Origin of the sequence: Nocardia vermiculata NBRC 100427, from assembly GCF_001613265.1 — a bacterium.
Taxonomy (GTDB): domain Bacteria; phylum Actinomycetota; class Actinomycetes; order Mycobacteriales; family Mycobacteriaceae; genus Nocardia; species Nocardia vermiculata.
On the sequence record NZ_BDCA01000008.1, the window covers coordinates 198,699 to 221,664 of the forward strand.

21 protein-coding genes are annotated in these 22,966 nt (G+C 66.3%); 9 read left to right on the forward strand and 12 right to left on the reverse strand.

Annotated features, from left to right (window positions below; all coding sequences use genetic code 11):
- Positions 1 to 9: 9 nt before the first annotated feature.
- Both NV2_RS12810 and NV2_RS12815 read left to right on the forward strand, forming a co-directional pair.
- Positions 10 to 819, forward strand: a complete 810-nt coding sequence (locus tag NV2_RS12810) for an IclR family transcriptional regulator (RefSeq protein ID WP_067872406.1) — start codon at positions 10 to 12, stop codon at positions 817 to 819.
- A gap of 184 nt (positions 820 to 1,003) precedes the next feature.
- Positions 1,004 to 2,464 (forward strand): MFS transporter, encoded by a 1,461-nt coding sequence (locus NV2_RS12815; protein ID WP_067872409.1) that lies wholly within the window; start codon positions 1,004 to 1,006, stop codon positions 2,462 to 2,464.
- A 43-nt stretch (positions 2,465 to 2,507) separates the two neighbouring features.
- Here the strand turns inward: NV2_RS12815 and NV2_RS12820 are convergent, their stop codons facing one another.
- Positions 2,508 to 3,119, reverse strand: a complete 612-nt coding sequence (locus NV2_RS12820) for a TetR/AcrR family transcriptional regulator (RefSeq protein ID WP_168436122.1) — start codon at positions 3,117 to 3,119, stop codon at positions 2,508 to 2,510.
- Between the two features lie 110 nt (positions 3,120 to 3,229).
- On the opposite strand from NV2_RS12820, the gene NV2_RS12825 reads away from it, so the two are divergent.
- Entirely contained in the window at positions 3,230 to 4,045 is an 816-nt protein-coding gene (locus tag NV2_RS12825; protein WP_067872413.1) for a TauD/TfdA dioxygenase family protein, read from the forward strand.
- An 11-nt stretch (positions 4,046 to 4,056) separates the two neighbouring features.
- Here the strand turns inward: NV2_RS12825 and NV2_RS12830 are convergent, their stop codons facing one another.
- Complete coding sequence (locus NV2_RS12830; protein WP_157102876.1) at positions 4,057 to 6,306, reverse strand: arylsulfatase; 2,250 nt, start codon at positions 6,304 to 6,306, stop codon at positions 4,057 to 4,059.
- A 382-nt stretch (positions 6,307 to 6,688) separates the two neighbouring features.
- On the opposite strand from NV2_RS12830, the gene NV2_RS12835 reads away from it, so the two are divergent.
- Entirely contained in the window at positions 6,689 to 7,648 is a 960-nt protein-coding gene (locus NV2_RS12835; protein ID WP_067872419.1) for an aldo/keto reductase, read from the forward strand.
- Positions 7,649 to 7,835: 187 nt separating this feature from the next.
- A complete protein-coding gene (locus NV2_RS12840; protein WP_067872423.1) occupies positions 7,836 to 9,425 on the forward strand; it encodes an ABC transporter substrate-binding protein in 1,590 nt (529 codons plus the stop codon).
- Between the two features lie 112 nt (positions 9,426 to 9,537).
- Here the strand turns inward: NV2_RS12840 and NV2_RS12845 are convergent, their stop codons facing one another.
- From NV2_RS12845 to NV2_RS12875, 7 genes are all read right to left on the reverse strand, one after another.
- Complete coding sequence (locus NV2_RS12845) at positions 9,538 to 10,617, reverse strand: TauD/TfdA family dioxygenase (protein ID WP_067872425.1); 1,080 nt, start codon at positions 10,615 to 10,617, stop codon at positions 9,538 to 9,540.
- A gap of 71 nt (positions 10,618 to 10,688) precedes the next feature.
- On the reverse strand, positions 10,689 to 12,428 hold the full coding sequence (locus NV2_RS12850; RefSeq protein ID WP_067872427.1) for an N-acyl-D-amino-acid deacylase family protein: 1,740 nt from the start codon (positions 12,426 to 12,428) through the stop codon (positions 10,689 to 10,691).
- A gap of 310 nt (positions 12,429 to 12,738) precedes the next feature.
- Complete coding sequence (locus NV2_RS12855) at positions 12,739 to 13,314, reverse strand: TetR/AcrR family transcriptional regulator (RefSeq protein WP_067872429.1); 576 nt, start codon at positions 13,312 to 13,314, stop codon at positions 12,739 to 12,741.
- Positions 13,315 to 13,412: 98 nt separating this feature from the next.
- Positions 13,413 to 14,897, reverse strand: a complete 1,485-nt coding sequence (locus NV2_RS12860; protein ID WP_245662572.1) for an FAD-dependent oxidoreductase — start codon at positions 14,895 to 14,897, stop codon at positions 13,413 to 13,415.
- Complete coding sequence (locus NV2_RS12865; protein ID WP_067872433.1) at positions 14,894 to 15,244, reverse strand: EthD domain-containing protein; 351 nt, start codon at positions 15,242 to 15,244, stop codon at positions 14,894 to 14,896. Before NV2_RS12865 ends, NV2_RS12860 begins: the two co-directional genes overlap by 4 nt.
- A 6-nt stretch (positions 15,245 to 15,250) precedes the next feature.
- Positions 15,251 to 16,552 (reverse strand): alkyl sulfatase dimerization domain-containing protein, encoded by a 1,302-nt coding sequence (locus tag NV2_RS12870; protein WP_157102877.1) that lies wholly within the window; start codon positions 16,550 to 16,552, stop codon positions 15,251 to 15,253.
- 5 nt (positions 16,553 to 16,557) lie between these two features.
- Positions 16,558 to 17,289 carry an SDR family NAD(P)-dependent oxidoreductase gene (locus tag NV2_RS12875; protein ID WP_067872439.1) on the reverse strand — a complete coding sequence of 244 codons (732 nt, stop codon included), beginning with the start codon at positions 17,287 to 17,289 and terminating at the stop codon, positions 16,558 to 16,560.
- 106 nt (positions 17,290 to 17,395) lie between these two features.
- On the opposite strand from NV2_RS12875, the gene NV2_RS12880 reads away from it, so the two are divergent.
- The 3 genes from NV2_RS12880 to NV2_RS12890 are packed head-to-tail and all read left to right on the forward strand — an operon-like array spanning position 17,396 to position 19,660.
- Complete coding sequence (locus NV2_RS12880; RefSeq protein WP_067872442.1) at positions 17,396 to 18,022, forward strand: TetR/AcrR family transcriptional regulator; 627 nt, start codon at positions 17,396 to 17,398, stop codon at positions 18,020 to 18,022.
- Positions 18,009 to 18,413, forward strand: a complete 405-nt coding sequence (locus NV2_RS12885) for an SgcJ/EcaC family oxidoreductase (protein WP_067872444.1) — start codon at positions 18,009 to 18,011, stop codon at positions 18,411 to 18,413. The genes NV2_RS12880 and NV2_RS12885 overlap by 14 nt, the downstream gene beginning before the upstream one ends.
- On the forward strand, positions 18,410 to 19,660 hold the full coding sequence (locus NV2_RS12890) for a sulfotransferase family protein (RefSeq protein WP_067872447.1): 1,251 nt from the start codon (positions 18,410 to 18,412) through the stop codon (positions 19,658 to 19,660). The genes NV2_RS12885 and NV2_RS12890 overlap by 4 nt, the downstream gene beginning before the upstream one ends.
- 25 nt (positions 19,661 to 19,685) lie before the next feature.
- Here the strand turns inward: NV2_RS12890 and NV2_RS12895 are convergent, their stop codons facing one another.
- Genes NV2_RS12895 through NV2_RS12905 form a run of 3 tightly spaced genes read right to left on the reverse strand, consistent with a single transcriptional unit; the run spans position 19,686 to position 22,346 of the window.
- Positions 19,686 to 20,573, reverse strand: a complete 888-nt coding sequence (locus tag NV2_RS12895; RefSeq protein WP_157102878.1) for a sugar phosphate isomerase/epimerase family protein — start codon at positions 20,571 to 20,573, stop codon at positions 19,686 to 19,688.
- Between the two features lie 4 nt (positions 20,574 to 20,577).
- Complete coding sequence (locus NV2_RS12900; protein WP_067872453.1) at positions 20,578 to 21,327, reverse strand: SDR family NAD(P)-dependent oxidoreductase; 750 nt, start codon at positions 21,325 to 21,327, stop codon at positions 20,578 to 20,580.
- Positions 21,324 to 22,346, reverse strand: a complete 1,023-nt coding sequence (locus NV2_RS12905) for an LLM class flavin-dependent oxidoreductase (RefSeq protein ID WP_067872456.1) — start codon at positions 22,344 to 22,346, stop codon at positions 21,324 to 21,326. Before NV2_RS12905 ends, NV2_RS12900 begins: the two co-directional genes overlap by 4 nt.
- 202 nt (positions 22,347 to 22,548) lie before the next feature.
- On the opposite strand from NV2_RS12905, the gene NV2_RS31725 reads away from it, so the two are divergent.
- Positions 22,549 to 22,923, forward strand: coding sequence for a nuclear transport factor 2 family protein (locus NV2_RS31725; protein WP_067872459.1), 375 nt, complete (start codon positions 22,549 to 22,551; stop codon positions 22,921 to 22,923).
- Positions 22,924 to 22,966: the final 43 nt, after the last annotated feature.

Consider the following 22,966-nt stretch of genomic DNA (forward strand, 5'->3'; position numbering starts at 1 on the left):
CTCCGGCGGATGACCGACATCATCGAGCTCTTCGACGGTCCGCACACCCGGATGCACAGCGGAGCGATCGCGGCGTCCGCCGGCCTGCCCAGGTCGACCACCCACCGCATTCTCGATGAGCTGATCCAGCTCGGCTGGTTGGTGCGCACCGGCCACGGCTACGGTCTCGGTCCCAGAATTCTCGGCATTCCCGGACCGAGCGATCAGCTCACCCTCCGAGCTGCGGCAGCCCCGCTGTTACAGGTACTGCACGAAGAAACCGGGATCGTCGCGCACCTCGCGGTCCCGGACGAGGCGGACATCATCGTCGTCGACAAGGTCGGGGGCCGCGTCGTGCACTCGATCCCCACTCGGGTGGGTGACCGGATTCCGATCCATACGACCGGCATGGGCAAGGCGATCCTCGCCCGATATCCCGCCGAAGCAGTGGACCAGCTGTTGCCCGCAACCCTGGACAAACGTACTGCCGGCACCATCTCCACCCGGTTGGGACTGCACCACGAATTGCACCGGATCCGCCGGCGCGAGGGACTCGCATTCGGGAACGAGGAGTCCAGTGCCGGTGTCTGCTGTGCAGCAGCATCGTTTCCCTGCCCGGACGGCACCAGCGCGGCGATAGCCGTGTCGGGCCGCGCGGCACTGCATCACCTCGAGCGTGTCGGCCCGCTCGTGCACGAGGCGGCACGACGCATCAGCGCCCGGCTGTCCGCCGAGGAAACCCCGGAATCGGGGGCGGTGACCGAAGGTTTCCCGCCTGCTGCCGCCGACAGCATGATGATCAAGTTGCTGAGCACCATCAACGGCGACGACTGGATCTGATGCCCGGCCGGGGCCGGTGCCGCTTTTCGCACGATCTCGATGAACGAGACATCGGCAGATACCTCGCGCCCCCCGGTGGGACAGTGACCCGCACCACATCGAGGAGTGGCCTGCCGGTCGCCTCAGCATCCAGAGAACGGAACCATTCGACATGGCTGACACGCGTCCTCCGGGGCACAGTTCCATGAATTCCGAATCGAGGTCGGCGCGACACTCGGTACTCATCGTCGCGCTGCTGGCGTTGATGACCGAGATCGTCGCCTTCGAATTCACGCTCGTTGCACCCGGTCTGCCCGAGATGGCGGCGGCGTTCGAGACTCGGCACATCGCGCTGGTGATGACCACTCCGCTACTGGTGGCCGGATGCTTCGTTCCGATCGTCGGCAAGTTGGCAGATGTCTACGGCAAGAAAAAGGTGTTGCTCGGCACCAGTGCCGCGTTCCTGGTCGGTACTGTGCTGTGCGCCCTCGCGCCGGTCTTCCCGCTGTTCTTGCTCGGTCGAGGGCTCCAGGGGTTCGGGCTCGTCGCTCCGGTCGTCTGCTATGGGCTCGTGCGCGACCTGATTCCTGCGAAGTGGGTGCCGCTCGGGATCGGTGGTATCGGCGTGGGCATCGGCGCTTCGTCCCTCATCGGCCCCCTGCTCGGTGGCTGGCTCATCGACCACCACGGGTTCCGGAGCAACTTCTGGCTGCTGTTCGTCTACTCGGCGGTCGTCGTCGCCGGCGTCGCGATCTGTGTTCCGGAGACGACGGTGCGTATCGCGCACCGGATCGACTATGCCGGTGCCGCACTGCTCGGTATCGGTTCCGCGTCGCTGATCGCTGGTGCGGTCCGTCCGGATCTGCGCATCTTCGGGTTCACCCTCGGGGTCCTCTTGCTGATCGCGTTCGTCCTCGTGGAACGACGCATCGCGCAGCCGCTGATCTCGATGGAACTGCTCGCCCGTCCCGGTGTGTGGATGACCCTGATCGCTGCGGCTTCCTACGGCGTCCTCAACGGCGCGGCCGCGGCCCTGGCACCTCAGTTGCTCCGGCTTCCGGCGATACCCGGCAACGACGAATCCGGACTGGGGATGACCGCAACACAGTATTCGCTGTACTACGGTCTGCCCGCCGGCCTGGTGGCCGCCGGCTGCGGAATCTTCGGCGGCTGGGCCGCCCGCAGGTTCGCGCCACGCAGCGTCGGCCTGGTCGGTATGGCGGCGGCCGTACTCGCCAGCCTGCTGGTCGGCCTTGGCTTCGTCGGGTCGTTCGGCATGGTCATCGTCTTCGGCGTGATCTTCGGCGTCGCCAACGGCTTCTACTACGTGAGTTCGACCAACCTGCTGATCGAGGCGGTTCCGGCCGATACTCAGGCCGTCAGCAGTTCGATGAAGTTCACCTCCGAACAGGTGGTCAGCGCGCTCGCCAGTGCCTACCTCGGCGTGCTGGTCGGCAATTACGTCCTGATGGTCGCCCCGAAGACCCAGCAGCCGATCCTGTCGGTGCAAGGTTTCGAATACGCCTATCTGATCTGCGGAGGCTTCGCCGCGATCGCGTTCGTGGTCATGCTGATGATGCGCCACGGACGTTCCCCGGCCAGCGGCGGTGTCGACTCCGGTCAGGGGGAGCAGACGCCGAGCGGCTCGGTGGTGGTGAGGCACTGACGGTGCCGGTGACCGCGCCGCATCGCAGGGCGAGTGGTCGCGGTCAGAGTGTCACGGTGGTCGGCGTGCGCACCAGCATGCCGACCACCTCGATCAGGGTGGCGATCGTCAGATCACAGCTGTGGGGGTCTACGCGACCGGTTTCCAACCGGTACTCGAGATCGGCCAGTGTTCGGATCGTCACGACCTGGATCATCCGTAAGCGCTCTTCCTGCACTTCGGGATTCAGCTCGCTCATCAGTTCCGACATCTGGCGGACAACCTCGCGCGAACCGCTTCCGTGCTGGTCGTCGAACGGTTCGAAGTCGCGGCCGCGGCCCAGATATCGATCGATGAAACGGGCGTAGCACGACGATCCGCCCGCAGCCACAACCGCTGTCGCGAGCGGAAGTACGTACGCCGCCGCAAGGCCGTCGGCATCCGGCCGGTCCAGCGCCGCGAGCATCCGGTGTCGTTCGGCGTTGAGCGGGACGAGGCGGAGGTCGTAGAGCGCCTGGATCAGCGTGCTCTTGTCGCCGAAGTGATACTGCACGGCCGAGTTGTTCTTCTGCTCGGCGCGCTCACCGATCTGACGCAGCGAAACATGCTCGACCCCGTGCTCGGCGAACAGGCGTTCGGCGGCGAGCAGGATCTTTCGGCGGGCATCGTCACTCACCCGAGCAATTGTGCCCGACGAGGTGGCGACCGGATCCGGGACAGGCATTGACGATTCGGCGAGCGCCTCATAACGTAATTAAGACAAGTTGTCTTAGCAAGGAGATCGTCATGGCAGCAACGACTTCGACGGTGACGCGCCTGACCCATGCGCTCGGCGCGGAAGTGAGCGGGATCGATCTGTCCCGTCCGCTGACCCGGGCACAGGTGCAGGAAGTGCAGGAGCTGTTCCACGAGCATCAGGTGCTCTTCTTCCGGAATCAGCACATCGACGACGTGGCCCAACGGGATTTCGCCGCACACTTCGGGCCGTTGCAGCACTTCGCCTTCCTGCCACCGATTTCCGAGGATCTGCCCGAGGTGCACGCGATCGACATCGACTTGTCGAAACCCAAGACGGCCAACGCCGACATCTGGCATTCGGACGCCACGTTTCTGAACCGGCCACCGCTCGGCTCGCTGCTGCGCGCCGTGCTGCTCCCCGAGGTGGGAGGTGACACGCTGTGGGCATCGATGTACGCCGCATACGAGGCGCTCTCGTCCCGGATGCAGCGACTGATCGACACGATGACCGCTGTCCACGATTCGTCGAACTCGGTCTCACATGCGAGAAAGGCTGCCAATGCCGACCATCAGCCGGTCACCCACCCCGTGGTGCGGACGCACCCGGTGACCGGCCGCAAGGCGCTGTTCGTCAACAAGACCTTCACCACGCGTCTGGAAGGACTCACCGAACGCGAGAACGACACGCTGCTACCTATGCTGACCGACCATGTGCGCTCGCCGGACTTCCAGGTGCGTTTCCACTGGCAGCCGGGGTCGATCGCCTTGTGGGACAACAGGTGTACCCAGCACTACGCCGTGGCCGACTACTCGGGGCGGCGCCGGATGCACCGCGTGGTCATCGATGGCGGCGCGCCGGAGTGAGCGGGCCGAGTTCAGTCGAATGTCAGCGTCAGCTCGTTCAATGTCTCGTCGAAATCGAACGGAACCCGATAGTCCTCGGAAACCGGTGAGCCGGTGTCGCGCCCGACGTTCAGGCCTTCGATGTAATTGACGCGCCACGGAGCCGTGTGGTCGACGCGACCGCTGCCCGTGGGGACGCCGTCGCACAGCAGGGTCACCGTCGCGCCGCTGCCGCGGGCGGTGTCGTCGAGTTGGAATCTGGCCGAGACGAGGTGTGTGCCCGCAGTGACGGCCGATTCCGAGACGACCCAGTAGCGTTCCCGGCCCAGCAGGTTGTAGTGATAGACGACCCGGCCGTCGAGGAAGTAGAGGGCGTGTCCGCCGAACCGGCCGCCCTGGGACAGCAGCACGCCGTTCGGCCGGTCGGAGCCGACCACAACAGCTGCGGTGAGAGTGAACGACCTGTTGGTGATATCGGGTGCGGCACCGGGCGGCACCCTGGTGGTTCCCGAATAGTAGGTGAACCGTGCCCGTCCCTCGGTGGGATTGGGCTTGGGCGGCCCCGGTCGGGACGCCTTGCCGGCAATGATCGGAAGGACCTGGTTGTCCTCGGCCTCGGCCCAGAACAGATCGACCAGCGAACGCAGCCGGTCCGGATGAATTGCTGCCAGATCGCGGGCTTGGCTGTAGTCCTCGGCGACGTGGTACAGCTCCCACTGCCGGTTGTCCAGGGCGGGTATGTCGGCCGCATACTCCCAGGGCATCTCGGTCGGGGTAGTGGCGGCAACCCATCCGTCGTGGTAGATCGCGAGATTGCCCATGAGTTCGAAGTATTGGGTGGTTCGGGTGGACGGTCGCTCGGGACCGTCGAACGTGTACGTCATGGGCACACCACTCATCGGCAACTGGGGTACGCCACGCACAACGGCGGGCGCATCGATGCCGACGATGTCGAGAATGGTCGGGACGATGTCGACCACATGATGGAACTGGGTTCGCACGCCGCCGACGTCGGCGATCCGGGCAGGCAGCGACAGCACCATTCCGTTGCGGGTGCCGCCGAAATGCGACGCCATCATCTTGAACCACTGGAACGGCGAATCGGTGGCGTGCGCCCATCCCGCCGGAAAGTGGTTGTAGTGCAACGGACCACCGAGCTCATCGAGATGTTCGAGCAGGGTCTCGATATCGTCTTCCATCCGGTTGACGTAGGTCATCTCGTTGAGCAGGCCGTTGGCCCCGCCCTCCGGACTTGCCCCGTTGTCTCCCTGAATGTAGATGACGAGCGTGTTGTCCAGTTCGCCGATCCGCTCCAGCTCGTCGAGCAGCCGTCCGATCTGAGCGTCGGCGTAGGCGAGCGAGGCCGCATACACTTCCATCATGCGCGCCGCCACGGTCTTGTGGTCGGCGGACAAGGAGTCCCAGCACGGGATCTGCGGGGGCCGCGCCGTCAGTTCGGTATTCGCGGGCACCACGCCGAGTTCTTTCTGGCGTGCCAGGGTCTCCTCTCGTAGCGCGTCCCAGCCCCGGTCGAACCGGCCGGAGAACCGTGAAATCCACTCCGGCGGGGCATGATGCGGTGCATGGCAGGCGGCGGTGGCGTACTGAATGAAGAACGGTTTGGCGGGCGCTACCGACTGCAGCCGACGGACCCAATCGATTGCCTTGTCCGCGAGGTCGGATTCGATGTGAAAGGACGGGTCGTCGGCCGGCGGTTCGACAGCGGCGGTGTTCAGGTACAGCGCGGGCGCCCAATTATTGGTGCTACCCCCTAGGAAGCCGTAGAAGTGCTCGAATCCCATGTGCGTGGGCCAATGATCGAACGGCCCTGCCGGTCCCGTCTCGTAGACCGGAACATTGTGGTATTTGCCGAAATGAGCGGTGCCGTAGCCGTTCGAGCGGAGGATCTCGGCGATCGTGGCGGCGCTGTCCGGAATCACACTGGTGTATCCGTCGTAGGCGACCGCCATCTCGGTGACCCGTCCGGCGCCGACGAGGTGGTGATTGCGACCGGTCATCAGCGCGGCACGGGTCGGCGAGCACATCGCCGTGGTGTGGAACCGGGTGTAGCGCAGCCCACGGTCGGCAAGGGCATCAAGGGTGGGAGTGGGTATCGGGCCGCCGAAGGTGCTGCTGGCTCCGTAGCCCACGTCGTCGGTCATGACGACCACGACGTTGGGCGCGCCTGCGGGTGCGGTCGGTATCGCCGGCCAGTGCGGGGTATCACCGGCGGTGGGTTCGCGGTGGACCGTCCCGGTTCGTTGCGATGATGACGTGTTCACGGCGTTGCCTCCTGGAGCCGGGGCAGGCCGACACTGCGAGTCCGATCGTCTGCCTCGGAGCGTGATCGGGCCCCGAAGCAGCCGACACCGCCGGGGTTGTTCGGACAATCAACCAGGCCGTGGGGCGAGTGGGATGTCGCGACTCACTCAGTGAGAACGGCCGAGGCCGGTCCTTCGCAGTCGGCGGGTGGGGAGCAACGCACACTGCGGGTGGCGCGAACCGATCCCGGTGGCTGGTTGCCACGATTGACGCGGTGACACGGCACCGACCACGGTGACCGCGCGGGCATACCGCCGGGGCCGGCGCGGCGACCACGAGAAGCCGTGGTGTGACCGGGTATCGGCCTCGAACACTCGAATCGTCGAATAGGAGACATCGATCGTGGAATATCGCCAACTGGGCCGCAGCGGCCTGACCGTGTCGGCACTCGGCCTCGGCTGCAACAACTTCGGCATGCGCATCGATCAGGAACAGTCCGCCGCGGTGGTGCACCGGGCGCTGGATTCGGGAATTACCTTTTTCGACACGGCACAGATGTACGGCCAGGGCACCTCCGAGCGGTTCCTCGGTGCCGCCTTGGGCGCGCGACGATCCGATGTGGTCGTCGCGACCAAGTTCGGTGCCCGCCGGCCGGACGGACCGGACCAGGCTCCGGGCTCGCGCCGCAATATCGTGCGTGAGTGCGAGCAGAGTCTGCGGCGACTCGGCACCGACTACATCGACCTCTACTACCAGCACTTCCATGATCCCCGGACACCGATCGAGGAAACCCTCGGAGCCCTCGACGACTTGGTGCGCCAGGGCAAGGTGCGATACATCGCCTCGTCGAATCTCGCCGGTTGGCAGCTCGCGGATGCCGATCATGTCGCGGCGAACCTCGGTAGTGCCCGTTTCATCGGAAGCCAGGTGGAATGGAGTCTGCTGAAACGAGCGGCGGAAGCAGAGATAGTGCCGGCGTGCCGTCGATTCGACGTGGGGATCGTTCCGTACTTCCCGCTCGCTTCCGGGCTGCTCACAGGCAAATACACTGCGGGCCGGGCCTTTCCGGCCGGATCGCGGATGGCTGAGGTGCCCCGCCTGGCGGGCGATGCGACCGAGGAGAACTTCGCCTTGATCGACCGGCTGAGCGCGGTGGCTCGCAGCCTGGACCACACCATCCTGGAACTCGCCATTTGCTGGTTGCTCTCCCGATCCGTCGTCTCGTCCGTGATCACCGGCGCCACCACGCCGGAGCAGCTCTCGGCCAACGTCGACGCCTCCGGCTGGCGTCTCGGCCCGGAGGAGTTCGCGGCGGTCGAGGAAGCTTTCGCGTCGCAGCCGCGATCGGATGACGACGCATGAGTCGGACAACGACGCCATCGCTGCAGTCATCGGGATCGAGTGGGCGTGACCCAGCGCGCAGGTGTACTGGCGGTCTGCGTGCTCCTGCTCAGCGAGATCGTGCCGGTAGCCGTCGGGAGCTTCGCTAGTTTCCGCACGATGGTGGTCCGCGCGAGCCGGACAGAATTCCGTACGAAGGAGCAGCCACATGCGACATCAACTCGGCCGGCGACAGGGGACAGGCCGGCGCACCGCTCTCGGTGCGGTCCTTGCTGTCGGTGCTCTCGTACTCAGCGCCTGCGGATCGGGCGGGTATTCCGACGGCAACGGTGAGGCAGACCCGAATGCCACGTTGCGGCTCACTTATGCCGGCGTCGCTACGCTCGACCCGGCGCAGACGCCGGGGTCGACCGCGGTGCTGTCCAACACCTGGCCGGTCTACGACCGGCTGCTCCAGGTCTCCGAAGACGGCCGGTACCAGCCCATGCTGGCTACGAAGTGGACCTTCTCCGAAGATGGCAGGTCGCTGCGGCTGGACCTGCGCCACGACGTCACCTTCTCGGACGGGACCCCCTTGACGGCCTCGACCGTCGAGGCCAATATCGAGCGCTACCGGAAGGCGCCGGTGAGCAGAGAATTGTCCGCGACGATCGAGGGCGTCACCGTCGTCGACGAGCACACCGTCGACCTGCACCTGGCCGCGGCCAGTCGTGCGGTCCTGGGTGCTCTGTCCGCTTCGGCTCCCGGCAGCATGATCAGCGAGAAGGCGCTCGACAATCCCGACCTGGCAACTCACCCGGTCGGGAGCGGGGCCTGGGTGGTCGACAGTTTCCGCCCCAACGAGCGCGTGACCTACAAGCTGCGGCCCGATACGCAGAACATCTGGGACCCGGCTACCGGCAAGGTCGCCGGTGTCGATATCGCGGTGCGGGAGACCGATGCCGCCTATGCCGCGGTCCGCAGCGGCCAAGCCGATGTGGTGCTGTCCAACGGCGACATCAGCGCACTGCAGACCGGTATCGATCAAGGCACTCTGACGGTGCGACCGTTGAAGAACGCGACGACGACCGCCGCCGTCCACCTGAACCACACGGTCGAGCCGTTCGACGACGTGCGGGTACGTCAGGCGGTCAACTACGCGATCGACCGGAAATCATTGGTCGAGGCGCTGGTGCCCACCACCACGGCCCGGGTGCAGCCGTTCGCGTCGGTGGTCAACGGTTTCGACGAGTCCCTCGAGGCGAGGTATCCCTATGATCCGGCGAAGGCCGAGCAGCTACTCGCCGAGGCGGGCCATCCGAACGGGGTGGACGCGGGCACCTTCTACGTCGCCAACTGGGAGCCGTTCCCGCAGGCTGCCCAGATCATCCAAGCCGACCTGGCGAAGGCGGGAATCCGGATCGAGCTCGAGCTGATGGACATCCGGCAACTCTCGTCCGGTGGGTACTCCAACAGCAACCGGCCCGGTGCGCTGATGTGGATGTCGTACCCGGGGCTCGAGCCGGGTGTGGACCTGCACTGGTTCCTGGAGAGCCCGACGACGATGCCCAGTGGGGTCCCGGCCGAGATCGCCGCCCGGATCGCCACGGTCGACGATTCGACGGCGACGGACCAGCAACGAGCGTCCCGCGCCCGGGAAGTCGTCGAGTGGGCTACCGACAACGCGATGTACGCACCGATCTGGCAGGGCGTCCCCGGCTGGGTGATGACCAACAAGGTGCACGGAGTCGAAGCCGGCAAGGCCTTCCTCGCACCATTGGGCGGGCAGGACTTCCGCTACGCCTGGAAGAGCAAGTAACCGTGGTCTCGGTCGATGCAGGAGAATACCTGTGCAACACCGACGGTTCCGACGCTCCAGGTGACTGGGATGCGATCGTCGCGGCCTGCGGTGTCGATGGTCGACGCGGCGGTCAGCTGTGTCGGGTAGCAGTGACTTCTGCCGTGTAGCGTCCGGGCATTTCCGCGAACGGTGTGCGGAACCGGGCCCACAGCGGCAGGTCTTCCATCGAATAGATGTCTCGCTGATTGTGCGGGCGTCGCGGCCACGACGGGATGTTGAGCCAGAGCCGCATCAGGTGGCGGCGGCGGTCGAGGCTCTCGTGGTCCTCGTAGGTTGTGCGGCCGTGGACGATCAGCCGGTTGTTGAGGAACTGGATGTCGCCGGGTGCGATATTCATGTCGAGGTAGAACTCGGGGGAGGCGGACAGCTCGCAGCACAGCTCCAGTGCTGCTTCCTGCTCCGGGGTGATGTCGAAGTAGCCGGCGCGCGCGGCGTCGCGGATCTGAGCGACGTGGATGCATGAGCTGAAGACACCGTCGGTCTTCGCGAAGAGTGCGACGTTACCCGGCGTCACGATGTTGCCGTCCCCGCGTTCGGCGTCCATCCGGCCGCGCATCACCGGCATCCCCGTGTAGAGCACGCGGGCAAGTTCGGGGTTCGTCTCGATCATTCGGTCGTGAACGGCTGCGGCACTGGCGATTCGGCTGGCACCGCCGGCCTTGGCTTCGCGCAGGCACAGCAGCGAGACGACGTCGTGGCCGTCGCTGTGCATGTTCATCGACTGTGCCGACCGGTAACCGCGGACCTGTTCGTCGACCAGGTCGGCCACGTTGAGTACGTGGCCCAGGATTTCGCCGTTGCCTGATTGCGGGATGATCTCGCCCAGATGCGATCCCAAGCCGCAGTAGATCCGGGCCAGGTCGTCGTCGCTGTACTGTTCGCGTGCGAGTCCACGGATGAGCACGAACCCGCGACCCGCCCACAGTTCGCTGCGTAGCCGGGACAAGAACGTGCCGACGCTGTACAGCGGGAAGTTGTCCGGTGTGATCTCCGACAGGTCGAGGTCACCATGCCTTTTCAGGGTGGTCAGTGCCGCGTCGATCTCGCCGAGTTCAGCCTCGGACAACTGCCACAGGCCGTCCTGACGGTAGTCCAGCGTGCTGCCCAGCCATGCGGAGCGTCCGCCGACGGGTGTGAGAGTGCCGTTCATTGTTCCTCCGAGAGGGGAGCGGGTCGCGTCGTGGAGCCCAGAGTTGTTCGTGCGCTGTCGTGTTCGAGATGTCAGGTGCGGCACGGTGAGGGCGCCGGTTGTGCGCCTCGGACCAGTTGTCCTGGCAGTGCGCCGGTGTGCTGCCCGTCGCGGGTGACGACAACTCCGTTGACGATGGTGGCGGTGTAGCCGCGGGCATCCTGCATGAGGCGGCGGCCGCCGGCGGGGAGATCGCGGACCACGCGTGGCAATTCCAGTGTGAGGCCGGCCAGATCGATCACGTTCAGATCCGCACGGTAGCCCGGTGCGATCACGCCACGGTCGTGCAGGCCCACCATCTCCGCGCACCGCCGGGTCATCCGGTGGATCAGGTGCGGCAGGGGGATGCGCTCACCCCGCGTGCGGTCGCGGCCCCAGTGGGTGAGCAGATGGGTGTAGATGCTGCCGTCGCAGATGACGCCGAGATGCGCCCCGCCGTCGCCCAGTCCCGGCACGGCGTGCTCGTTGAGCAGCATGTCGCGGCAGGGCTCCAGGGAGAAGTCGGCGTAGTTCGAGAAGGCCAGATAGAGGATGTTGCGGCCGTCGTTGTCGAGAAGTTTGTCGTAGGCGAGGCTTTCGGGCGTAACGCCCAGGCGCGCGGCCTGAGCACCGATGCTGCTCTCGGCGGCAGGCTCGTAATCGAACCCTTCGGCCATTTCGTAGAGCTGGTCGAAGTCGCGCACCCGCATCCCGATCTGGATGCTGGGATCGGGATCGTTCGCCTCGGACAGGATGCGCTGCTCGACCTCCGGGCGGCGCAGTTCACGGACCCGGTCTGCCAGTGGGATATCGGCCATCGCCCGATAGGTGGGCGTCGAATAGAACGGGTTGAGGGTCAGCTCGAGACCCAGCAGGACCCCCAGCGGCCGCGGCAGGATCTGCAGGGTGGCCTTGCCGCCGTCGGCATTGAACGCGTCGAACTTGTCCAGGACGGAGCGCCAGACGTCCGGTCGGCCGTGACTCTGTACCAGCGACATGCTGAACGGCCGTCGAAATGCCTTCGCCTGGCGCAGGCCCATGTCCAAGACCTGTTCCCAGTCGTCGTTGTATTCGATGACGAACTGCACCAGGCCCGCACCGGCTCGGTCCAAGGCAGCGGCAAGGCCCGCGTACTCGTCCTCGGTCGCGGCCAGGGTGGGGGTGAGCCGACCGTCGCTGGAACGGTGGAACATCGTCTGCGAGGTGCCGAAACCGAAGGCACCGGCCCGGATCGACTCCTCCAGGACTTCGGCCATCTGCCGGATCTCGTCCGCCGTGGCCGGTTCGCGATGGAAGGCACGCTCGCCCATGACGAAAGTACGCAGGGCGGCATGGGGGACATAGCTACAGATATCGGCGTCGAACTGTCGCCGGCCCAGATAGTCGAGATACTCGGGATAGCTGGTCCATTGCCAGTCCACGCCCTCGCTCAGTACCACATTGGGGATGTCCTCGACACCCTCCATGAGTTCGATCAACATGTCGCGATGCTCGGGCTTGCACGGCGCAAAACCCACACCGCAATTGCCCATCACCACGGTCGTCACCCCGTGGTTGGTCGAGGGAACCAGCCGGTTCTCCCAGGTGGCCTGACCGTCGTAGTGGGTGTGGACATCGACGAACCCCGGCGTCACCAGCTGTCCGCCGGCATCGATCTCCTCGTGGCCGGAGCCGCGAACGTTTCCGACCGCGACGATCACGCCGTCGCGCACCGCGACATCCGCCTGCCGTGCCGGTGCACCGGAACCGTCGACAACGGTGCCGTTGCGGATCACCAGATCGAACTCGGTCATGTGCCACCTCTCCAAGGTTGTGATCCGAACGGCCTCGTTGGGGGTTGAACGCAAGGGGCGCAACAGAACCGGATCCTCGGAACGGGCCGATGCGAACCAGTTTAGCCGCGTGGCTAAACGCGGGCAAGGGGTGCGGCGCGGAATGCTCATCCGACTGCGGCAGGCAATGGGAGCGCATCATGCTGGAGGAGATGCCATGTGACGCTGAAGAATCGCCCGCGAACCGCCGCAACTGCCGGATGTGAAAGCGGCGGTCCGCGGCTGGGGGAGCAGCAGGCCCTCACGGTCGCATGGCGACGGGGACGGCTTCCTACCGCTGGTCGACTGCTCGGCGCACCAGCGCGTAGACCGCCTCGGTGACCTCGTCTTCGGGCTGATCACCGAGGCCGGCGATTTCCTGCACGTATTGCCCGAATATGCCCCAGCCGAGCCCCATCGCCGTGATCGCCGCGACAGCGATTCGAGCGTCGTGGTCCGGGGCGGAAGGGGTATCGATGTCGCCTGCGATGCGTTGGCTCAGCGCCGCCAGCGCCGGAGATCGGCCGAGGAGCGCCTCGGGCTTGTCGCCCGCGAGGATCGACCGCGCCACGATGCGAGCGTATTCGGCGGACTTCGGTCTCATGATGTGAGTGACAGCATCATCGACCGTCGGTGCCTCGACGAAGTAGTCGGTCCATTCCATCGATGCTCGTTCCAGGACGAGTTTGAGGAGGTCGTCCTTCGTGCCGATGTAGTGGTGAATCAGTCCGTAGTTGACGCCGGCGGCCGCTGCTACTTCTCGGAGCGAAACGCCACCGGCACCTTTCTCCGCGAAGAGAGGGCGGGCGGCCGTAACGAGGCGGGCGACTGCTCGCTCGCGAGCCGCCGAGGTCGTCGCGTCTGTCACAGTGCCCCGTATCGATCGTCGCTTCGGTCGGTGTGGTGATCCCCACCTTAACGCTCGGTGGGACGAACCTCGTAGACGTCGATCGGTGGACCGGAAGCTCAGGTATTCGACGCGGTTGCTGCGTTCCTCCCGGCGATGCGTCCGAAGGCGAGTGCATCGGCGATGTGCATGCCACCGTCCTTACACCAGCTGTAGGTCGAGCTGACGCTGCCGGCGGCGTACACACCGTCGATGGTTGCGCCGAACGGATCGAGGACTCGGCAGCGCTCGTCGCGCCGTGGCCCACCGTTGCTCCAGGCGACCATCGGCGCCGAGGTGAAGGCGTAGTACGGACCGTCCCCGATGGCGTCCAGCGTGTCCGCGCGCCGCCCGAACTGCTCGTCCTCACCTGCCGCGCATGCCGCGTTGTAGCGCGCGACGCTGCGCGTCAGATTCGCCGGGTCGACGTCGAGTTCGGCGGCGAGGTCGACGAGAGTGTCGGCCTTGTGGAGCCAGCCCTTCTCGACCTCGGCGCTGTTGTCGGGACTCCACTGGTAGCCCTCGACCAGCACGTTCCAGCCGACGGCGAGCATATCGCCGTTGGGTGAGATCGGGCCGGCCAGCCGGGTCGCCTCGTCGAACACGGCATGCAGGCGCCGCACCGGCACGTGCTCGTAGCTGCCGTGGATCAGGGCGTTGCCGTGCCCGGTTCGCGGCAGCTCGTCGACGCATCGTCTACCGTCGGAGTCGACATAGATGAAGCCCTTGCGGTAGGAGAACCGGGCGTAGAAGCCACTCGTGTAGCCGGGCACCGCGAATCCCTCGATGCTCGTCATGTTGTCCATATGCCACAGGTCGGCGCCGGCCTTCTGTGCCATCCGATGCCCGTCACCGGTGTTGTACGGCGAACCCCAGGTCAAGGTCTGTGGGAAGCGTAGATAGTCGCGCACCATCTCGGCGTTCGCCTCGAAACCGCCGGTGGCCAGGACGACGCCGCGGCGGGCGCGCGCATGGAGGCTCGTGCCGTCGCCGGCGTCGGCCTGCACTCCGAGCACGGTGCCGGAGGAATCCTGGACCAGCGAACGAGCCGGAGTGGAGTACCGGACCTCGATGCGTCGAGACTCGAGTGTGGAGTGCAGGGCTTCGAGCAACCGGGAGCTTCCGAGCTTCCCGTCGACGGCGATCTGGCCACCGTAGACATCGCTGCCGTCGAGTTCGGGGAATTCGGCCGGCATCCCGGGGCCGGTGCCGCCGATCGCGCCGCCGACCGGAGCAGTGGTGGCTCCGAGCGTGTGCTCCACCCATTCGGTGTTGCGTGCGGTTTCCTGTGCCCAGGCCCGCACCACCGGTTGCGGGAGCGGGAATCCGCCCGCGAGGCTGTTCAGGTAGACCGCGGCACGCTCGGGGTCGAGGTTGTCGAACCATGCCCCGCCGGACACGCGGGTGTTACCTCCCGCGAACTCCGGCGGAAGCTTCTCGAGGACGAGGACCTGCGCTCCGGCGTCGTGCGCTTCGATCGCCGCCGCGCACCCCGCGGCCCCCATACCGAGGACTACGACGTCGGCCGTGATGTCCCAATCGGCCGGCATATTCGATCCGCTCATGACGATCCGCTTCCTCGCGACACCCGTACGCCCGCGTCACCGACCAGCAGGATCTGGGTGGCGTCGCGATCCATGAAGGCTGCTTCGTCGGTGGCGATGGCCTCGCCGAGCGCAGGATCTCGTTCGGCCATCGCGAACATCTCCCGCATCGCGGTGTCGTCCGGGAAGACGATCTCGGTGACCACAGCGATGCCGGTGTCCGCGTCGATGTAATTGCGGGTGTAGCTCGCGAACAGGTGACCGAAGCGTGCGGAGGCGAAGGGTGCGTGGTGATTCTCGTAGTATTCGCGGAACTCGGTGGCGGACAGTCCGTGCTTGCGGTGGAACAGTCCGATCAGCTTGGCCATCGCAGGTCAGCCTTCCTGTGTCGCAACGGTTTCGGTGAGGTGGGCGAGTCGATGCTCGAGCCAGCCGGAGAGCCAGAAGTTCGCCTCGGTAGCGGGGTCTTCGAGCAGCCTGCGGTGCGATTCGAGTAGTTGGCGCGTCGCCTGCGGATGATCGGGGGTGTGGGCGAGTACGGCTTCGGCCAATGCGGTCGCCTCGGCATGCCGGCCCTCGTCGGTGCGCGTACCGGCAAGGGCAAGAACATTTTCCGCACCGCCGGCCTCGACGAGATCGGCGAGCACCTGGTTCGGTCCGATCGCGAGGAGCTCGGAGGTGCGCTCGTGACGGAACCAGCCCAGGTAGGTCTCCCAGATCGTTCGCACGCCCCATGCGACTCGGCCGTATCCCTGGCCGACGCGCAAGTGCGGCGGGAGCGTGATCTCGCGAACCAGGGTGTCCAGGTCGGCGCCGGAGTTGATCCCCTGCAAGGTCTGATCACGGACGTAGGTGACCGCGTCGTACATCCTTTGCAGACAGGCGTCGATCAGCTCCGAACCGACGATCGGGTCGCCTCGCCCGGTGACGAGCATGTCGGGTTGCAGCTCGCGCAGGCGGCGGATCGTGGCGAGGTATGGCTCGACCTGGCGGTACTCGTGGCCGCGGATCGTGTTCAGATTGGGGAAATGGCAGAACAGCGGACCGAGCAGGTTACTGATCAATGCGATCCGGTGCCGGGGGAGCCAGACCATCGCACCGTCGGTGGTCTCGCCGGTGCCGTGCCACAGCTCGACATCCAGACCGCCCAGGGTGAATGCCATCCGGTCGTCGAAGGTCAGATCGGGCACCGGAATGTCCTGCCGGATGGTCAGATCCGGCCGCTCGGCGGCGAACCGTTCGATCCGATCCGTCGCGGTCAGATCGAACCAGGCCGCGCTCCATCGGCGCATCCTGTCCCCGATCCGGGAGTCCTGGCCCTGGGTGAACTGATTGCGCTCCTGGGCGAGGTAGATGGTCTCGGCATCACGGAAGGTGGCCACCCCGCCGACATGGTCGGTGTGTCCCTGGGTGGTGATGATGTATCGCGTCGGGCCCGGACAGACCTTGTCGAAGAGGTAGCGGTGGTGCACCGACTCGTAGCCGAGGCCGGTATTGACGATGATCCGCCCGGCGTCGGTGACCAGCATGTAGGCGTAGGACGAGCCGCTGGACCGGTACAGGAAGTCGGTCAGCGCTACGGCTTCGTCGTCGTAGACGAAGTCCAGCAGCGCTTTTCCCGGACGCTCGTCGATCAGCTCGTCGACCCGAGCGGCCATCTCGGTGTAACTGGTCATCGTCGTCACCCCTGGATCAGGTAGCCGCCGTCGACGGCGATGGTCTGTCCGGTCAGAAAGCCGGCCGCGTCACTGGCGAGGAACATCACCACGGGTGCGATGTCGTCGGGCGTGCCGATCCGGCCCATCGGCGTACGGGCGATGGTGGGACCGACGGTTGCCTCGTCGGCGACCATGCCCGCCGTCATATTCGTCTCGGTCAGGCCGGGTGCCACCGCGTTGACCCGGATCGAGTCGCGCGCCCAGGTGAGGGCGAGAGACATGGTGAGCTGGACGACGCCGGCCTTGGCGGCCCCGTAGGCGGGAACCACTTCCACCGCTTGATAACTGGTCATCGAGGCCATGTTGACGACCGATCCGCCGCCGTCGGCGAGCAGCTTGTGGCACGCCTTCGAGAGCCGGAACGTCGAGGACAGGTTGATTCGCAGGGTCTCCTCGAAGACCTCGGGGGTCCACTCGTTCCTGCGGGCCAGGTTCTGCCCGGCATTGTTGACCAGCACGTCGAGGCGGTCCAAGCCGTCGGCCAGCGCCTCGATCTGTTCGGGGTCGGTCATCTCGCACGGCACGTAACGCAAGTCGCTCAGGTCGGTGTCGTAATCCTGCGCCCTGGCGCGTCTTCCGGTGACGGTGACCTCGGCGCCGGCTGCGCGAAAGCTACTTGCCGTGGCCAGGCCGATCCCGCTGGAACCACCGGTCACCAGTACGTGCCGGCCGTTGAAGTCGAAGGAGAAGTCCATGTCGCATCTCGTTCTCTGCTCGGGTTCGATGAACGTAACACGGCGATTTGAACATTGTTCAAAGATTTCTGAACATTGTTCAAAGATTGTGGTTACCCTGTTCTCTGTGACCAGGCAGCTGACCGCAGCGGGCGGCGAATACCGGTTCCGGCTCATCCTCGACGCCGCTACCGAGCTGCTCGCCGAGGGCGGCTATTCGGCGCTCTCGATCCGCGCGCTCGCGGCCCGGGCGGGGATCAGCCAGGGATTGCTCTACTACTACTTCACGGACAAGCACGCGGTGTTCGCCGCGCTCATGCGGGACCACCAGGCAGCGCTGGTCGACATCCTCGACAACCTGCCGCGGACCGAAGGAGTGCGCGCGCTGCTGCATGCGATCGTGCCGCCGACCCGGCTGCAGTGGTTGCGGGTAGGGCGCATCGTCGGAGTCTGGCGCGCCGAGCGCCCCGGTATCTCGGCCGACGCCCAGGAGCAGCAGATCGCCGCGGCGCGCAAGCAGTTCGAGGCGCTCGAGCGGGCACTGCGGGAATGCGCCGAGGCGGAGGGGCGCAGACTGCGCCCGGAGCCGGAGATCGTGCCGTTCGTGTGGTCGGCATTGATGGGCATTGCCGATCTGCATGCGCAGGGATGGGTCACGACTATCGACGACGACCGCCTCACCGACATCACGATTACGGCGGTCGTGGACCACATTCTCGAACCGGAGCAAGGAGTAATCGATGCCGACTCGTGAACAGATCTGCCGGCTCTGCGATGACTACATCGCCGCTCTCAACACCGGCGACCCCGATGCGGTGATCACCCATTTCGCGCCGGACGCCGTCCAGCAGGAACCCGTCGGTACCTCGCCCAACGTCGGCCGGGAGGCGATCCGCGCCTTCTTCGACGGCCATCGTGACGCTCCGATCACCGTGACCCGCTTCGGCCCGGTCAACGTGGTCGGCAACCGTGCCGCCTTCCAGGCCCATGTTGCGATGGACACCCCGGGCGGGCCCTTCGCGATGACGACCACCGACGTACTCACCGTCGATGACGACTGCTTGATCAGTGAGATTCTCGCCTTCCCGGACCGTCTTGCCGACCCACAGGACGCGCCCGGCGCACGGTTGGTGCGGGACCGGTGAAGCTGCGCATCGAGGACCTGCGGGAGCCGGTGCTCACCGACGTGCAACGGAAAGCCCTGGCCTACGCAGAGCGGCATCCGGTCGACCTCACCGATGAGGCGGTGCTGGCACGTGCCCGGCAGATCACCGGGCTCGACGAGTTCGGCGCCGCCGGTTTTCGCGAGCGGATGCGGGTGTGGCTGAACGAGATCCGGACCGACCGGAATCGAACTGCGCTGGCCGCCACGGTGATGTTCGATCTGTGCGTCAAGCACGCCGCTAATCGGCTACGGATCGAGGCGTTGCTGGCCCGCCATCCGGAAATTCACGATCAAGAGGTCGTCGAGCCGGTGTTCGTCACCGGGCTACCGCGTAGCGGCACCACGCATCTGGTCAATCTACTCGCCGCCGACTCGCGGTTCAGATCCCTGCCGTTGTGGGAGGCCGATCAGCCTGTCCCGGACAAGGGTGAGGCGCCGGGCCGTGACGGAGTGGATCCACGGTTCGTTCGCTGTGACCGCGCCTGGGACCGGATGCGTGCGAGCAACCCCTACCTCGCGGCCTGGCACACCATGGCTCCCGATTCGATCCACGAGGATATCGAGCTGTGGGCCAACGATTTTGCCGGCTACAACCCCGAGTGGATCTTCCAGATGATGCCTGCCTGGCAGGCGCACTACCTGGCCCACGACCAGACCTCGCACTACGAATATCTCCGGACGGTGCTGAAGATCCTGCAGTGGTACCGCCCCGGCGAGCGGTGGCTGCTCAAGTGTCCGCAGCACCTGGAGAACCTGAGACCTCTGACGACCGTGTTCCCGGATGCGACGGTGGTGACGACCCAGCGCGATCCCGTCGGGGTGGTGCAGTCGGCAGCGACCCTGCGTGCCTACGGTGCCCGGACGATGTATCACCGCTTCGATGTCGAGGAAATCCTCGACTACTGGGCTGCTCTGGTCGAACGGTTGCTGCGCGCGGCGCAGCGGGACCGCCACCTGGTGCCCGAGGGGCGGATGCTCGACGTGCCGTTCCACGAATACATGGCCGACACGATGGGCACCGTCGAGCAGGTCTACCAGCACGCCGGAATGGAGCTGACGGAGTCGGCACGCGCACGGATCGCGGCATATGTCGACGCGCACCCGCGCGATGAGCACGGGTCGATGAGTTATGACCTGCGTACCGACTTCGGGATCAGCCCCGAGGCGCTGCGTCGGCGCTACGCCTTCCACCTCGACCGCCACCCGGTTCCGGTCGAGGTGCGCTGAGGTGCTGCGGCCGGCCTGCGCTACCTCAGCACGAGGGCGTAGCCGCCTCGGCCAGCACCGTGCGTGTCGCGGCCGCTGCCCGGGCGGCCGCCACCGCCGGCGGCAGTGTTGCCAGCTCGTCCGACATCACCTCGACACCGACGGGTGCGTCGACCCCGGCCTGCCGGAGCCGGCGCAGGACTGCGGCCACCCGGGCGGCTCCCTGTCCGGGAAGTAGCCGTCGGTGCTGGGTCTCATGGAGCAGGTCGTCGCCGGCGGTGGCCGATGCGTCGTTCACCTGGATACCTACCACCAGATCGGTCAGGTCGGGAACCAGATTCTCGGGACCCTGTCCCGAGCGCAGCAGGTGCCAGGTGTCCAGGCACAGGCCGCCGTTGGCGCGTCCGGCGAGTCGAACGATCGCCGCCGCGGCACTCGGGTCGGGAATGCCGGACCAGGGCAGGAACTCCAACTGAACCAGCATGCCCAGCGGCTCGGCCCGATCACACAGGGCCGCGAAACCCGCCGCCATCATCTCGATCGGCCCCGATTCGTAGTCCATCTCCATGACGTTGAGGGTTCGGGCGCCGAGCTCCTCGGCAACCCACCAGAGGGCCTCGTGCGCCTCGCGCGGATCCCGCAATCCCGGTCGGCCGCCGGCCGGATAACCGGGGGCGAAATGTCTTGTGGCCCAGTGGGTGAGCCCGTCCAGCTCGCCGATTTCCAGATCGTGGTCGGCGAGTAGTGTGCGCAGCTCGACGACCGACGAGTCGCCGCCCCGGATACGCAGACACTCGCCGGATCGCAGGCCGATTCCGCGGTACCCGGCCGCTGCGGCGGCCTCGACGCGTGCGCGAATATCGGTCCCCGGGACGGTGCCGGCGCACAGCACGAGGTCCTCGGGACCGAGGTGGGATCGGCCGACGAAACTCATCTGTTCACATCGCGCTTCGTGCCCCGCCGTCGACACGCATCTCGGCGCCGTTGAGGTACGCGCCGTCGGCCGATGCAGCGAAGGCGATCGTGGCGGCGAGGTCTTCCGGCGCCCCCGGCTGGTGCCAGAGTGTGGCCAGTCGCGAGTACCAGGTCGGGTCCAGGGTGCCGATCGTGCCGTCCATCATCGGTGTCCGGACACCTCCCGGCGAGATCGCGACCACCCGGATCCGGCGGGTGCCCAGCTCGGCGGCCAGGCTGAGGGAGTAGGACAGCAGCGCGGCTTTGGAGCCCGCGTAACCGGACATCCCCGGATGGGCCTGCGTGGCCGCGGTGGAGCAGACGTTGACGATCACGCCCGAGCCATCGGGAAGGTGTGGGAGCACTTCGCGGCACAGCAGCATCGGGCCGATGGTGTTGACCATGAAGACGCTGGTGAGCTGCTCGACGGTGACCGCATCGGCCGCCGTCCGATCGGTTGTGCCCGCGATGTTCGCGAGCACATCGATCGATCCCATCGTGGTGCGGGCTGCCTCGACAGCGGCGATGAGTGAGCTTTCGCTGGTGAGGTCCGCGGTGCACGATGTGAAGCGGTCCGGGTCGGCGATGAGCCGCGCGGTCTCCGCGAGGCCGGCGGCGTCCCGGCCGAGGCCGAATACCCGGGCACCTTCCGCGGTCAGACGCACGGCCGTCGCGCGACCGATTCCGGATGCGGCCCCCGTTATCAGGACGTTCGTGTTCTCGAAGCGGTTCACTGCGGGCTCCTCGCGGCGGTCGATCTCATGGTGCTCAGCGCGGGAATCACCACATCGGTGAGCAGGTGCACGCTCTTCCACGCCTCGTCGATCGGCATACCGCCGACGAGCGGGTGCAGGGTGACCGAGGCGTCGTCCCCCTGCGTGGTGAGTTCGTCGATCAGCTGATCGGGGGTGAGCACCCGGTAGCGTCCCGACGCTCTGACCTCGTCGATATCGGCCACGCCGGGCACATGCATGACCGACTTCATATCGCCGGCAGCCCAGGCGCCGTACTCGACCGCCTCCCACATCAAGTGCGTGCCTAGCTCCGCCCAGGCGCGGTCCGGATCTTCGTGCAGGACCACCATGCCGGGGCGGTGCTCGGCGACCATGTGCACCCGGGGCTCGATGCCCTCGTCGCGACAAAGGTTCTCGTAGAAGGCCTTCAGCTCCGGCAGATAATCCGGGATCTGCAGCGGCAGCCGGGTGCGGACGGCTCGTCGCGCGGTCGCCTTCGCCGAGCCACCGATCATGAGGGACGGATGGGGCCGGGTCAGTGGTCGCGGCGTGATCGCCACTGTCGCACCGTGGTATTCGAACGGTTCCCCGGTCCACGCTTTCAACAAGGTGTCCAGCAGTTGGTCCATCAGTTCGCCGCGCCGGTGGTAATCCTTGCCCATCGCCGCATATTCGATCGGGCGGTATCCCAGACCGAGGGTGACGGTCATCCGCCCGCCACCGACCTGGTCGACGACCGCGAGATCCTCGGCCAGCCGGATGGGGTCCCACAGCGGCCCCAGCGCTGCCGAAACCCCGACGCGGATGTGCTCGGTGGCGGCCAGAATCATGCCACCGGTGAGGATCGGGTTGCTGCTCCATCCGTATCCGCTCGCGTGGTGCTCGTCCAGGCTGATCAGATCGACGCCTTTGGTGTCGGCGAAGCGAGCCATCTCGATGGCGGTGCGGAATACCTGTGACTGCTGCACGGGATCGGGATCGGGGAGGGCAAAGGTGAAGCGCAGGCCGGTGCGGGGCATGGAACCTCCAGGCTCGGGTGCGCCCATGGTGGTCCGGGCCGAGTCCGGGCACGGTGGTAATCCCGATGGATGGGACGTGGAGGCACACAGGTGGTCGCGATCCCTAGGTTCGAGGCGACCGGACAAGGCAGCCTCGACCGGAACGGCGCACCGCCGGCCTCCTGTGCGCGCCTCCGTTCCCGGCACCACGGAGAGGGAAGTCATGAGCATCAACCGAGAGACCGTCGTTTCGGTCTGTGACGCCTACATTGCCGCGATGTCGGTGGGGGATCCCCGGCAGACCATCAAGCTGTTCGCGCCGGACGCCTCGCACGAAGAGCCGATTGGTACTCCGGCGCGCCACGGCCACGACGAGATCTTCGGCTTCCTGGACCAATACAAGGACATGGGGTTCACCCTGACCCGGCTCGGGCCGGTCACCGTGGTCGGCAATCGTGGCGCGTTCCAGGCCCGCGTCGACATCCCCACCCCCGAGGGCACACACTCGATGACCGCCACCGACCTGGTCACCATCGACGACGACGGGCTGATCTCCGGCATCGTCGTCCTCCCCGACGCCGCCGCCGACCCGAACTGAAAACATCTGTCCGAGATCCTGATCAGTGGGATCGCGGGCGGCC